Annotated in this window: 9 protein-coding genes and 1 tRNA gene; 5 read left to right on the forward strand and 5 right to left on the reverse strand. The window is 63.8% G+C overall.

What is annotated here, in order from left to right; genetic code table 11:
- The first annotated feature begins 16 nt into the window (after nt 1-16).
- The gene (gene pgi / locus KUV26_RS02295) at nt 17-1,624 is read left to right on the forward strand and encodes a glucose-6-phosphate isomerase (RefSeq protein ID WP_222507181.1); all 1,608 of its coding nucleotides are present in this window, start codon (nt 17-19) and stop codon (nt 1,622-1,624) included.
- 44 nt (nt 1,625-1,668) lie between these two features.
- Here pgi and KUV26_RS02300 read toward each other — a convergent pair whose 3' ends face one another.
- The 4 genes from KUV26_RS02300 to KUV26_RS02315 all read right to left on the reverse strand — a co-directional run bounded on the left by KUV26_RS02300 (nt 1,669) and on the right by KUV26_RS02315 (nt 5,816).
- Nucleotides 1,669-2,151 carry a hypothetical protein gene (locus KUV26_RS02300; RefSeq protein WP_222502518.1) on the reverse strand — a complete coding sequence of 161 codons (483 nt, stop codon included), beginning with the start codon at nt 2,149-2,151 and terminating at the stop codon, nt 1,669-1,671.
- Between the two features lie 156 nt (nt 2,152-2,307).
- Nucleotides 2,308-2,381, reverse strand: a tRNA-Gly gene (locus KUV26_RS02305).
- 73 nt (nt 2,382-2,454) lie between these two features.
- Nucleotides 2,455-4,503 (reverse strand): ASKHA domain-containing protein, encoded by a 2,049-nt coding sequence (locus KUV26_RS02310; protein WP_222507182.1) that lies wholly within the window; start codon nt 4,501-4,503, stop codon nt 2,455-2,457.
- A 128-nt stretch (nt 4,504-4,631) separates the two neighbouring features.
- Entirely contained in the window at nt 4,632-5,816 is a 1,185-nt protein-coding gene (locus KUV26_RS02315; protein WP_222507183.1) for a CaiB/BaiF CoA transferase family protein, read from the reverse strand.
- Between the two features lie 186 nt (nt 5,817-6,002).
- On the opposite strand from KUV26_RS02315, the gene guaB reads away from it, so the two are divergent.
- The 3 genes from guaB to KUV26_RS02330 all read left to right on the forward strand — a co-directional run bounded on the left by guaB (nt 6,003) and on the right by KUV26_RS02330 (nt 11,071).
- Nucleotides 6,003-7,451 carry an IMP dehydrogenase gene (gene guaB / locus KUV26_RS02320; protein ID WP_222507184.1) on the forward strand — a complete coding sequence of 483 codons (1,449 nt, stop codon included), beginning with the start codon at nt 6,003-6,005 and terminating at the stop codon, nt 7,449-7,451.
- A gap of 36 nt (nt 7,452-7,487) precedes the next feature.
- Nucleotides 7,488-8,660 carry an RsmB/NOP family class I SAM-dependent RNA methyltransferase gene (locus KUV26_RS02325; protein WP_222507185.1) on the forward strand — a complete coding sequence of 391 codons (1,173 nt, stop codon included), beginning with the start codon at nt 7,488-7,490 and terminating at the stop codon, nt 8,658-8,660.
- 95 nt (nt 8,661-8,755) lie between these two features.
- Complete coding sequence (locus KUV26_RS02330) at nt 8,756-11,071, forward strand: ATP-binding protein (RefSeq protein ID WP_222507186.1); 2,316 nt, start codon at nt 8,756-8,758, stop codon at nt 11,069-11,071.
- Nucleotides 11,072-11,120: 49 nt separating this feature from the next.
- On the opposite strand, the gene KUV26_RS02335 is transcribed toward KUV26_RS02330, so the two are convergent.
- Nucleotides 11,121-11,720, reverse strand: a complete 600-nt coding sequence (locus KUV26_RS02335; protein WP_222507187.1) for a gamma-glutamyl kinase — start codon at nt 11,718-11,720, stop codon at nt 11,121-11,123.
- Between the two features lie 192 nt (nt 11,721-11,912).
- Here KUV26_RS02335 and recA point away from each other — a divergent pair, with 192 nt between their 5' ends.
- On the forward strand, nt 11,913-12,980 hold the full coding sequence (gene recA / locus KUV26_RS02340) for a recombinase RecA (protein ID WP_222502525.1): 1,068 nt from the start codon (nt 11,913-11,915) through the stop codon (nt 12,978-12,980).
- Nucleotides 12,981-13,059: the final 79 nt, after the last annotated feature.

Consider the following 13,059-nt stretch of genomic DNA (forward strand, 5'->3'; position numbering starts at 1 on the left):
TTCTGGAAAGGTAAAAATGTTCACTGATTTGAAGTCGCTGCATTCCGAGATTTGCAGCGAAGATATTACCGATTTGTTTGATAGGGATCCGGACCGCGCCGCGACGTTCAGTGTGCGGCATGAAACATTGTTGTTCGACTATTCGAAGACCCGGATCACCTCCAGGGTCCGGACTGGCCTGACGTCCCTCTGCGAGGAGCGGGGCGTTGCTGCCAAGCGCGACGCCATGTTCCGGGGCGGCCGGATCAATGAAACCGAAAAGCGTGCGGTTCTGCATACCGCCTTGCGCGACCCAGAGGGGCCCGAGCTGCTGGTTGATGGTGAAGATATCCGCAGACCGCTGCGCGAAACGCTTGAGCGGATGGAAGACCTGGCCCGCCGGGTCCGTTCCGGTGCCATGCAGGGGCCGGGCGGCGCCTTTACCGATGTTGTCAACATCGGCATCGGCGGGTCCGACCTGGGGCCGGTGATGGCAACCTTGGCGCTGGCGCCGTATCATGACGGGCCGCGCTGCCACTTTGTTTCCAACGTTGACGGCGCACACATTCATGATATCCTGCAACGGATTGATCCTAGAACAACTTTGGTCATCGTTGCCTCCAAGACATTCACCACGGTTGAGACCATGACCAATGCCGGAACGGCGAGGCGCTGGGTCGAGGCCGGAGGCGGTGATCCGGCGCAGCAGTTTCTCGCCTTGTCCACTTCCGAGGAGGAAACCGAAGCCTTCGGCATTCCGCAGGAGCATGTATTCGGTTTCGAGGACTGGGTCGGCGGCCGCTATTCGGTCTGGGGACCGATCGGGCTGAGCGTTATGCTGGCCGTGGGGCCGGAGAACTTCCGCGCCTTTCTGGCGGGCGGCAAGGCGATGGACGACCATTTCCTCAGCGCCCCCTGGGAGCGGAACATGCCGGTGATGCTGGCCTTGACCGGGATTTGGCACAATCAGGTTTGCGGCTATCCGACCCGGGCAGTGCTGCCGTATGACCAGCGGCTGCGGCGGCTTCCGGCCTATCTGCAGCAGCTGGAAATGGAATCCAACGGCAAGTCGGTGGCAATGGACGGTTCTGCACTGCCGTTTCCGTCCGGTCCCGTCGTCTGGGGCGAGCCCGGCACCAACGGTCAGCACGCATTCTACCAGCTGCTGCATCAGGGCACCTCGGTCATTCCTGCCGAGTTTCTGGTGGCAGCGATGGGCCACGAGCCGGAGCTGGCGCATCATCATAAGCTGCTGGTGGCAAACTGTCTGGCCCAGTCCGAGGCGCTGATGCGCGGGCGCGGCCTGGACGAGGCCCGCGCGCGGATGCGGGCAGAGGGCTATGAAGGCGCAGAACTGGAGCGGCAGGCGCGGCACCGGGTGTTCCCCGGCAACCGGCCGTCCACCACGCTGATCTATCCGCAGCTGACACCGTATGTGCTGGGCCAGATCATTGCTCTTTATGAACACAGGGTGTTCGTTGAAGGCGTGATCCTGGGCATCAATTCCTTTGACCAGTGGGGCGTGGAACTGGGCAAGGAACTGGCCAATACGCTGGCTCCGCTGCTGGCAGGGGAGACGAACCCGGACGGCAAGGACGGATCCACCCGCGCCTTGTTGGACTATGTGCGTGGAACCAAGGGCTGACGGTGCCATCGGACGCGGCGGGGCGTCCCCGCCCCGCGGCCATGTCAGGGCAGTGTGACGCTGCTGGTGATGGTGTTGACGAACTTCCCTGTCGCCTGGTCGGTCAGGGAGGAGAAGGTTCCGCCGCCTTCGGCGCCATCCCAATGCCCGGTTCCGCCGCTCAGTTTCCAGCTGCCGGTCAGGGCGCCGGAGGCGTCCATGCCGTCGGCGTGCCAATGCAGCACGACCTTGTCGCCGGCGCTGTCGGTGAAGGCGCAGATGCCGCCGCCGGACACCGCGCTGGAGGAAACCTCAACCGCGCCGAAACAGGGGCCGGCCGCGCCGCTCATCGGGTGGCTTGCATCTTCCATTTCCACGTTTTCGTAAGAGCTGCTGATTTGCATGACCATATGGCCGTCGGCGATCTCAAAGGCTGAATTGGTTGAGATGCCGGTGCCAGTGCCGCCCTGATCCCATGTCGTGCTTGCTATTGCGGTCCCCGCGCTGAAGGCGCAAAGAAATGCGGCGGCTGAATAGTGTCTTGTCATACTGGTACACTCCCTTACTGGCAGCCCGTAACAATCGGATCTGCGCGGTCAGTCTACCATAAACTGGCGGCCCTTGCGCCACGCTGCGAGGATGCCCGGCGAAGCCTTGCCCGGGACGCAGAGAGCGAATGGCAAGTGTCTGGAAAACATGAGGATTGGAGCGGGTAGCGGGAATCGAACCCGCGCCTTAAGCTTGGGAAGCTCGCATGATACCATTTCACCATACCCGCTCGTGAAGGCAGGATTATGCCGCGGCGCCGGTAAGGTCAAGGGCGCCGCAGCGAAATTCTTGCCGGCCCCGGATCAGCCGCGGCGGCGGCGGCGGCGGCCGCCGCCGGCCCCGTCGCTGTCACCGCCGCCGGTGTTGAAGTTCACTTGCGGCAGGGTCACCACGGTTTCCAGGATTGGGAATGGTTCCGCCGAGTTCGGGATCGCCGAGGCGTTCACGAAATGCTCCTGGAACCGCGGCTCGACAGCGGTTTCGATCTTCTCAATCCGGCGCACGGTTTCCTCGATCTCGCCGCGGGCTTCGGTGTTCAGCAGCGCAATGCGGGCGCCGGTGCCTGCGGCGTTGCCGGCGGAAGTCACCTTGTCCAGCACGCAGTCGGGGATCATGCCCAGCACCATCGCGTGCTTGGCCGAGATATGCGCGCCAAAGGCGCCGGCCAGCACCACCCGGTCCACCTTGTCGACGCCGAATTTGTCCATCAGCAGGCGCGCGCCGGAGTAGAGCGCCGCCTTGGCCATCTGGATCGCCCGGATGTCTGGGTTGGTGACCGTGATCGTCGGGCCGCCTTCGGCGGAGCCGTCCCACAGCATATAGGCATTGGTGCGGCCGTCCTGGATGCAGCGGGCGGAACCGGTCTGCTCGGCCGAGCCGATGAGGCCGGAGGCATCCAGCACGCCGGCCAGGCGCATTTCGGCAATCGCCTCGATGATGCCGGAGCCGCAGATGCCGGTGATGCCGGTTGTGGCGATGGATTCGGCAAAACCCTCCTCGTCCGACCAGACGTCAGAGCCGATCACCCGGAAACGGGGTTCCTTTGTCTCCGGATTGATTTCGACACGTTCGATAGCGCCGGGTGCGGCCCGCTGGCCGCTGGAGATCTGCGCGCCCTCAAATGCCGGGCCGGTGGGGGAAGAGCAGGCCAGAACCTTTTCCTTGTTGCCCAGCAGGATCTCTGCGTTGGTGCCGACATCGACGACCAGAACCAGATCCTCGGATTTGTCGGGGGCTTCCGACAGCGCCACGGCAGCGGCGTCGGCGCCGACGTGGCCGGCAATGCAGGGCAGAAGGTAGACGCGGGCGGCCGGATGGATGTTCAGATCCAGCTCGCTTGCCCGCAATGCCAGCGCGTTGGAAGTTGCCAGCGCAAACGGCGCCTGGCCGAGTTCGAACGGGTCGATGCCGAGGAACAGGTGGTGCATCACCGGGTTGCAGACAAAGACCGCATCGACGATCAGCGCCTTGTCGATTCCGGCCTCGGCCGCGATCTGGGTGAACAGCGCGTTCATGCCCTCGCGCACCGCGCGGGTCATCTCCTGGTCGCCGCCCTTGTTCATCATCGAATAGGACACCCGGCTCATCAGGTCTTCGCCGAAACGGATCTGCGGGTTCATGATGCCCGAGGAGGCAACCACTTCGCCGGTGTGCAGGTCGCAGAGATGCGCGGCGATGGTGGTGGACCCGAGGTCGACCGCGAGGCCGTAGACCGAGCCCTCATAGTAGCCGGGCCAGATATGCATGATCTTCGGCGGATGGTTAGCGTCGCCAAGATGCACCGCAACGGTTGCTTTCCAGCCGCCCTTGCGGAGTGCCGGCTGCAGCACATGCAGGATGTGGAGGTCCGTCTTGACGCCCTTCAGGTCCCACTGGGTTTCCAGCGCCTCGATAAGCCGCTCAATATCCCCGGTCGGCTTGTGCATGTCGGGTTCTTCCACCTCGACATAGAACAGGCGGGTGGAGGGGTTCATGGTGATGTCGCGGGCCTCGGCGCGCTTGCGTACGACCTGACGGTGCACCTGGCTTTCCGGCGGCACGTCGATCACGATGTCGCCCTGCACGGTGGCCTGGCAGCCGAGGCGGCGGCCATCAATCAGGCCGCGCTTGTCCTTGTAGCGCTGCTCAACCTTGTTCCACTCGCTGAGCGCGCCTTCCTGCACAGTCACGCCGTGCTTGGGAAACTCGCCGAAGGAGGGCGTGATCTGGCATTTCGAGCAGATCCCGCGGCCGCCGCAGACCGAGTCGAGGTCGACCCCAAGCTGCCGGGCGGCAGTCAGGATCGGCGTTCCCACGGGAAAACGCCCGCGCTTGCCGGAGGGGGTAAACACAACGAGGGGTTCGTCAGTCATGCCTGTGGCCTTCTCATTCCGCAATTTAGGCGGAGCATATGGTCTTTTGCGGCAAGCGAAAGGCAATGGGCGGCATTTTCCCGTCCGGCGGCGGCATTTTTAAAGATTTGATGAGTCCGGGATGCGGGTTACCGGCGGCCGGGCGGTCTGCTGGCGCTTTGTGTCTCAACGTCCTCTAGCCATGCCAGAATCTCTTCCCGGTTGCCATCGAGCCGCGGGGCCGGGCGGCGGGTTTGCGGATCGGCGAGGCCGCTCATCTTGATGGGGTTGCCTGCGGCCAGGCTCTCCGGGCGGCCGTCCTCGCCCAGCACGTCGACAACCATGTTGCGCGCCAGGATCTGAGGATCGCGCAGCACCTGATCAACGGTTTGAATCGGTCCCGCCGGAATGCCTGCTTCTGCCAGCAGCGCGATCCAGTGATCCTTGGGGTGATCCAGCGTCACGGCCTCGATCAGGCGTTTCAGAAGGCGGGCGTTTTCGCAGCGCGCAGGGTTTGTGGCAAAGCGCGGGGCCGCGGCCAGCGGCAGCTGCAGGGCGTTGCACAGCCGGGCAAACAGCGTGTCATTGCCGGCGGCGATCACAAAGAGCCCGTCCGCGGCGTGGAAGGTTTCAAACGGGGTGATCGACGGATGCCGCGCGCCGGAGGGCTGCGGCGCCTCGCCGGTGACGGATGTGATGGCGATGGCGTGTTCCAGCAGTGCCAGCTGGCTGTCCAGCATGGCAACATCGATGAATCGGCCCTGGCCGGTCTTCCGCACGTCCAAGAGGGCGGCCAGAATACCATGGCCCAGGAACATGCCGGCAACGATATCGCCGATGGAGGCGCCGACCCGGACCGGCTCGCGGTTTTTCTCGCCGGTGACCGACATAACCCCGCCGCGCGCCTGCACCACCATGTCATAGGCTGGTTGCAGGGCATCCGGCCCGGTATGGCCGAACCCTGAGACGGCCCCGTAGATCAGCCTCGGAAACCGGGCGTGCAGGTCTTCCCAGCCGTAGCCCAGCCGCTGCATCACGCCGGGGCGGTAGTTTTCCAGGAGCACGTCCGCCCGGGCCAGAAGCCGTTCGAAGATTTCCCGGTCCGCGGCCGCTTTCAGATCCAGCGCAATGCTCTTCTTGCCGTGGTTGATGGTCGCGAAATAGGCGCTTTGACCGTCCTTGAAGGGCGGGAAGGCGCGGGTGTCGTCGCCTTCGCCCGGGCGCTCGACCTTGATTACCATGGCACCGAGGCCGGACAGGATCATTGAGCAATAGGGACCTGCCAGAACATGGGTCAGGTCCAGGATAGTGAGGTCTTCCAAGGGGGCTGGCATGGCAAAATCCTGCATCATTTCCGCAGCTTTACCGATAGCCCCGACGGCGCGGCGCGCCTTGACCCAGATCAGCTGCCTGCCAAAGAATTGCTGCGGTGCAGGAATTCTTGCCCCGGGCCTCTTTCCACCCGCAAGGTTCTGTGCCATAGGGTCACCGCCAAACGGGGTTATGCATGAGGACGACCAATGCAGATTCGTGAGGCTCTCACCTTTGATGATGTTCTTCTGGTGCCAGGCGCGTCGAGCGTTCTGCCCAACACGGCGGATACGCGCACGCGGGTGACCAAGTCGATCGCCCTCAATATTCCGCTCCTGAGCTCGGCGATGGATACGGTGACCGAGTCGCGGATGGCGATTGCCATGGCGCAGGCCGGCGGCATGGGCGTCGTTCACAAGAACCTGAATACCGAGGAGCAGGCCCGCGAAGTGCGCCGGGTCAAGCGGTTCGTCTCCGGCATCGTTTACAACCCGATTACCCTGACCCCGGATCAGACCCTGGCGGATGCCCAGGCGCTGCAGGAGCGTTACCGGGTCACCGGTTTCCCGGTCGTTGATGGGGCAGGCCGCGTTGTCGGGATTGTCACCAACCGAGACATGCGCTTTGCCACCGACGACAGCACCCCGGTTTCGGTGATGATGACCTCGGAGAAGCTGGCAATGCTGCAGGAGCCGGCAGATCTGGAAGAAGCCAAATCTCTGATGAAGGCGCGCCGGATCGAGAAGCTGCTGGTCACCGACAAGAACGGCAAGCTGACCGGCCTGCTGACCCTCAAGGACACCGAACAGGCGGTTCTGAACCCCACCGCCTGCAAGGATGAACTGGGCCGCCTGCGGGTGGCTGCTGCCAGCTCTGTCGGCGACAGCGGTTTTGAACGCTCCGAAGCGCTGATTGATGCGGGCGTGGACGTTGTGGTGGTTGACACCGCGCACGGCCATTCCGCGGGTGTGATCGACGCCGTGAAACGTATCAAGGCGCAATACAGCGGAGTCCAGGTGATTGCGGGCAACGTGGCAACGGCCGAAGCCACACTGGCGCTGATCGATGCCGGTGCCGACGCTGTCAAGGTCGGCATCGGCCCGGGCTCCATCTGCACCACCCGCATGGTTGCGGGCGTGGGCGTGCCGCAGCTGACCGCGATCATGGACTGTGCCGGTGCCGCAGGCGACATTCCGGTGATTGCCGACGGCGGTATCAAGTTCTCGGGAGACTTCGCCAAGGCGATTGCTGCCGGTGCCTCCTGCGCCATGGTCGGTTCCATGATCGCAGGCACGGACGAATCCCCGGGCGAGGTGATCTTGTATCAGGGCCGTTCCTTCAAGTCCTACCGCGGCATGGGTTCGATGGGCGCGATGGCGCGGGGCTCGGCCGACCGCTACTTCCAGAAGGATGCGGCAAGCGACAAGCTGGTGCCGGAAGGGATCGAAGGCCAGGTGCCCTATAAAGGCGGTGCCAATGCCGTGATCCACCAGCTGGTGGGCGGGTTGCGCGCGGCGATGGGCTATACCGGCTGCGCCACTGTCGACGAGATGCGCAAGAACTGCAATTTCGTCCGCATCACCGGCGCCGGGCTCAAGGAGAGCCACGTGCATGACGTTCAAATCACCCGCGAAGCGCCGAACTACCGGGTGGGCTGAGCGGATGATGGCCGCATGTGACATCAGAGCAGGGGCATGACCCCCGCCGCCCGCCTGCAGGCGGCCATCGAAATCCTGGATCAGGTGCTGGCGGGGGACCCCGCGGAAAAGGCGCTGACCTCCTGGGGGCGCCGCAGCCGCTTTGCCGGGTCCAAAGACCGCGTAGCTGTGCGCGATCACGTGTTTGATGCGGTGCGCTGCATGCGCTCGCACGCCGCGCTTGGCGGTTCCCGCACGGGGCGCGGCTTGATCCTGGGCGCGCTTCGCGAGGCGGGGCAGGACGCAGAGGAATTCTTCACCGGTCAGGGCCATGCACCCGCGCCGCTGTCAGACGCGGAACGCGCGTTCCCGGAGCCGCCCGAGGGCGCTGAGGCGCTGGATATTCCTGATTGGCTGTGGCCGGAGTTCCGCGGCAGCCTCGGAGATCAGGCCGAGGCCGCGGCCCTAGCCCTGCGCAGCCGGGCGCCGGTGCATCTGCGGGTGAATGCTGCGCGCGGAACACCCGAGAAGGCCGTGAAGGCATTGGCTGCGGAGGGCATTGCGGCCCAGCCGCATCCGGCAGCGGAAACCGCGCTGGAGGTGACTGAAGGCGCGCGGAAGCTGCGCAACTCCAAACCCTATCAGGACGGTCTGGTCGAGCTTCAGGACGCAGCCAGCCAGGCCGTGACGGAGCAGCTGCCGTTGCAGGGCGGCATGAAGGTGCTGGACTATTGCGCCGGCGGCGGCGGCAAAACGCTGGCCATGGCGGCCCGGGCCGGTATCCAGTGTTTCGCCCATGATGCCGACCCCAAGCGGATGAAGGATCTGCCGGAGCGGGCAGCACGGGCAGGTGCAAAGGTCGCGTTGCTTCCGGCAGCGGATCTGGCCAGCAGCGCACCGTTTGATCTGGTTTTGTGCGATGTGCCTTGTTCCGGCTCCGGCTCGTGGCGGCGGGCGCCTGAAGGTAAATGGAACCTGACTCCCGGAAGGCTTGCGGGCCTGCAAAGGATCCAGGCGGAAATCCTGCGCAAGGCCGCCAGGCTGACTGCGCCGGAAGGAGTGCTGGCCTACGCGACCTGCTCCATGCTGGACGGAGAAAATATCGAGCAGGTCCGGCGATTTACGGATGAGAACCCGGAGTGGGAGCTGACCGGTCAGAAACGCTGGCAAGTACAGGACGGCACTGATGGCTTCTATGTTGCCGTGTTGACGCGCGCGAAACACGGTTGATAGGGTTCCCGCTGGAAGACCTGTGTGTTTCTTAACGTGGTTTTAACCTAAACCGCCGCGTTATGGCGGAAATCTCTACAGACCATGGAGCCGTAATGTCCGGTCGCCAAGACACCTCCGTTCCGGAACTGCGCGTTTACGCACCTGAGCACGCCAGGCTGGCGGCGACATTGCTGCTGGCGCTGATGCTGATGGCCGGGCCGTGGCTGCTGCCGCTGCCTGACTGGATGGGCCGCGGCTTCATCATGGTGGGGCTGACACTGGCGGCGGTCGCGGTGCTGATGGCGGTGCAGGCGCGGATGCGGCTGAACGCGCGCGCGATGGCGGCGGAACTGCTGACCGGCTTCATCGAAAAGGACGCGACCCCCAGCTTCGTCACGGATGACGAGGGCATGATCCACGCCTGCAACGGCGCCGCGGTCAAGCGGTTCGAGGATGCCAGCCGGGAAACGCTGGCGGGCACGCTACGCTCGATCCTGGCCAACCCCTCCGCGGTGCTCTACCGGCTGCAGTGCCGCGCCCGCGTGGATGGCGCGGCGCGGGAGGACATCGTTACCCGGCGCGGCCATGTGCGGCTGGCCGTGCACCAGATGAGCGGCGGCAGTTTCCTGTGGCGGGTTGAAGATATCCTAGACCGGGGCGGCAATGGCCGCGGCGCGGACGCGCTGCCGGTTCCGATGATCACTGTGGGCCGCACAGGTGCGGTCCTGTTCATGAATGAGGCTGCCCGCACTCTGATCGGCGAGCGGGTGAAATCCACTGACCGGCTGTTTCCGGCGCTGCCGGTGCTGCCGGGGCAGATCAACACGCTCAGCACCAAGAACGGGCCGGTGCAGGTTCTGGTCAGCGAAAAGAACCGCACCCAGGGCCGCAGCGAATTGTTCCTGATGGAGGTGGACGAAAGCAGTTTCGCTTCAGCCCAGGCCGGGTTTGAAGCCCTGCCGGTGCCGTTCCTGAAGGTTGCCCCGACCGGGGAGATCATGAGCAGCAACCGGATGGCGCTGCGGCTGCTGGGCGTCGAAAGCTGCGCCAATTTGAAACTGGGGCAGCTGATGGAGGGGCTGGGGCGTCCGATGTCGGATTGGCTGCGCGATACTGCGGACGGGCTGGCCCCGAACAAATCGGAATTCCTGCGGCTGTCGCGCTCCGACAAGGAGGTTTTTGTTCAGGTCACGCTGACTCGCGTTGTGGAGGAGGGGACGCCGCTGCTGATCGCCGTTCTGAACGACGCAACCGAGCTGAAGACCCTGGAAGCCCAATTCGTGCAAAGCCAGAAGATGCAGGCGATCGGCCAGCTGGCGGGCGGCGTTGCGCATGACTTCAACAACCTGCTGACAGCAATCTCCGGCCATTGCGACCTGCTGCTTTTGCGGCACGATCAGGGCGACCAGGATTACGGCGATCTGATCCAGATTCACGAGAACGCCAACCGCGCGGCCTCGCTGGTCAGCCAGCTGCTGGCGTTTTCGCGCAAACAGACCCTGCAGCCGGAAATCCTGGACGTGCGGGACACGCTGTCGGACCTGACGCATCTTCTTAACCGTCTGGTGGGGGAAAAGGTGACCCTGACCCTCAGCCACGACCCGGTGATGAAGGCGATCCGCGCCGACAAGCGGCAGCTGGAGCAGGTGCTGATGAACCTGGTCGTGAATGCCCGGGATGCCATGCCGCAGGGCGGCGAAATCCGAGTCGAGACCGAAGTTGTATCGCTGGATAAGCCGCTGGAGCGGAACCGGGCCACCGTGCCCGCCGGGGACTGGGTGACGGTGAAGGTGTCCGACGAGGGGGTCGGGATCGCACCGGACAAGCTGCAGAAAGTGTTCGAGCCCTTTTACACCACCAAGCGCACGGGCGAGGGGACCGGCCTGGGCCTGTCCACGGCCTATGGCATCATCAAGCAGACCGGCGGGTATATCTTTGTCGATTCGGTGAAAGGGCACGGCACCCAGTTCACCCTGTTCTTCCCCGTCTACAAGCAGCAGGCTGAACACCTGGCCGCAGAGAAACCTGAAGCGGCCGCTGACAAGGCAGCAGCCGCGCAGCATGGCGAGGGCGTGGTGCTGCTGGTCGAAGATGAGGCGCCGGTGCGCGCCTTTGCCTCCCGTGCGCTCAGGATGCGCGGCTACACAGTTCTGGAGGCCGAGTCTGCCGAGGATGCGCTGCGCACGCTGGAAGACCCCGGGCTGACAGTGGACGTCTTTGTGACAGACGTGGTGATGCCCGGCATGGACGGCCCCAGCTGGGTGCGTGAAGCACTGAAGGAGCGGCCGGAGACGCGCGTTGTCTTTGTTTCCGGCTATGCCGAAGGTGCTTTCGGCGAGGCGGAGCCGGACGTGCCGAACTCAGTCTTCCTGCCCAAGCCGTTCTCGCTCAACCAGTTGACCGAGACGGTGCACGCGCAATTGCATTAAGGCCTGAAATAGCCGGTGAAACGCCGCCCGACCCGGCGGCGTTTTGCTTTCAGCGCGAGGGAATGGAGCTGTAAAGCTCGAATTCGGCTGCGCGTTTGCGGCGGACATGCGCCTCTGCGCCCGGGCTGAGGGCAAGGTCCGCCTGAGGGCTGACGTTCTTGCGCTCCAGTTGGATTTCCGTGCCCAGGCGCAGCTCCAGGAACAGCTTCAAAGCCTGCTGATCCTCATAGCGGAACAGGTGGCTGACCTTGCAGCCGTTGGGCTGCGCTTCCAGAAATTTTGCCTGGCTGCCGACATTGGCGCAGGCGGGCGGCTTGCCCTTGCAATAGCCGTGCAGGAAGTCTTCGAAGCTGACGCCCTTGGTCGAATTGGGTTTGCCGTCCAGCGCGGGCCGCTGACGGTAACGGTACCAGCTGCCCAGCCAGCTGATCGGCTCCCGCATCACGGCCGCGACCTCCAGTTCCGCGCCGCAGACCTTTTCGAACATCGGGCGGATCCAGCGGTTGTAGCGGTAAAGCGGCGCGTGCTTCAGTTCCGGCGGGTCGGAAATCACCAGATCGGCGCGATCGCGCAGGGCCGCCTGAAACGCGGTGGTGCCGGTTTTGGGAACAGAGAGAAGCGCCAGCCGTTCCTTGAAAAATATCATCATTCCGTTAACTGCCCGGTAAAAATTCTTGCTGCGGATTAACCATAAACCAATCTTTAACACCCTGCTCCCGAAGTGGGTACACGAGAATTCTGTTGCAATGTTCTCTTTTTGATCTCATAAGGAACAAGAGGTGAACAAAGCAGTGATTGCCGCGCGCTCCGGTGTGTGACACAACGAGAAGGACAAGGGACTATGGCGGATCTTTTGACCATGAAAAATAAAGTAAGCGGTGACAAGCAAAAGGCGCTGGACAGCGCGCTTGCCCAGATTGAGCGGCAGTTCGGCAAAGGCTCCATCATGAAGCTTGGCGACGGCAGCGCCATGCAGGAGATCGAAGCCAGCTCGACCGGCTCCCTGGGCCTGGACATCGCGCTGGGGATCGGCGGACTGCCGATGGGCCGGATCATTGAAATCTACGGCCCGGAAAGCTCGGGCAAGACCACGCTGACGCTGCATTGCATTGCAGAGCAGCAGAAAAAGGGCGGCGTCTGCGCCTTTGTCGACGCGGAACACGCGCTGGACCCGCAATATGCAGCCAAGCTGGGTGTTGATCTGGACGAGCTGCTGATCTCCCAGCCCGACACCGGCGAGCAGGCGCTGGAAATCACCGACACGCTGGTGCGCTCCGGCGCGGTCAACATGGTGATCGTCGACTCGGTGGCGGCGCTGACCCCGAAATCGGAGCTTGAAGGCGACATGGGCGACAGCAACGTCGGCGTCCAGGCCCGCCTGATGAGCCAGGCGATGCGCAAGCTGACCGGCTCCATCAGCCGCTCCAAATGCATGGTGATCTTCATCAACCAGATCCGCATGAAGATCGGCGTGATGTTCGGCTCCCCTGAAACCACCACCGGCGGCAACGCGCTGAAGTTCTACTCCTCCGTCCGTCTGGACATCCGCCGCATCGGTTCGATCAAGGACCGCGACGAGGTGGTCGGCAACGCGACCCGCGTGAAAGTCGTCAAAAACAAGGTGGCGCCGCCGTTCAAGCAGGTGGAATTCGACATCATGTACGGCGAAGGCATTTCCAAGATGGGCGAGCTGCTGGATCTGGGCGTCGCGGCCGGTGTCGTGAACAAGTCCGGCGCCTGGTTCTCCTACGGGGATGAGCGGATCGGGCAGGGGCGGGAGAACGCCAAGACCTTCCTGAAGGAAAACCCGGCCATCGCCTTTGACATCGAGGACAAGATCCGCGCGTCGCACGGGTTGGAGTTCGAGCGCCCGGATATGGGCGACGCGGACGACATACTTGAGGCCTAAGCGCCGGTAAATCTGATCAAAACTCGAATCCGGAAGGGCGCGGCGCAGGCTGCGTCCTTTTTCGCTGGCCATGCCGCTT

It is taken from the genome of Leisingera daeponensis (assembly GCF_019801465.1).
GTDB classification, from domain to species: domain Bacteria; phylum Pseudomonadota; class Alphaproteobacteria; order Rhodobacterales; family Rhodobacteraceae; genus Leisingera; species Leisingera daeponensis_A.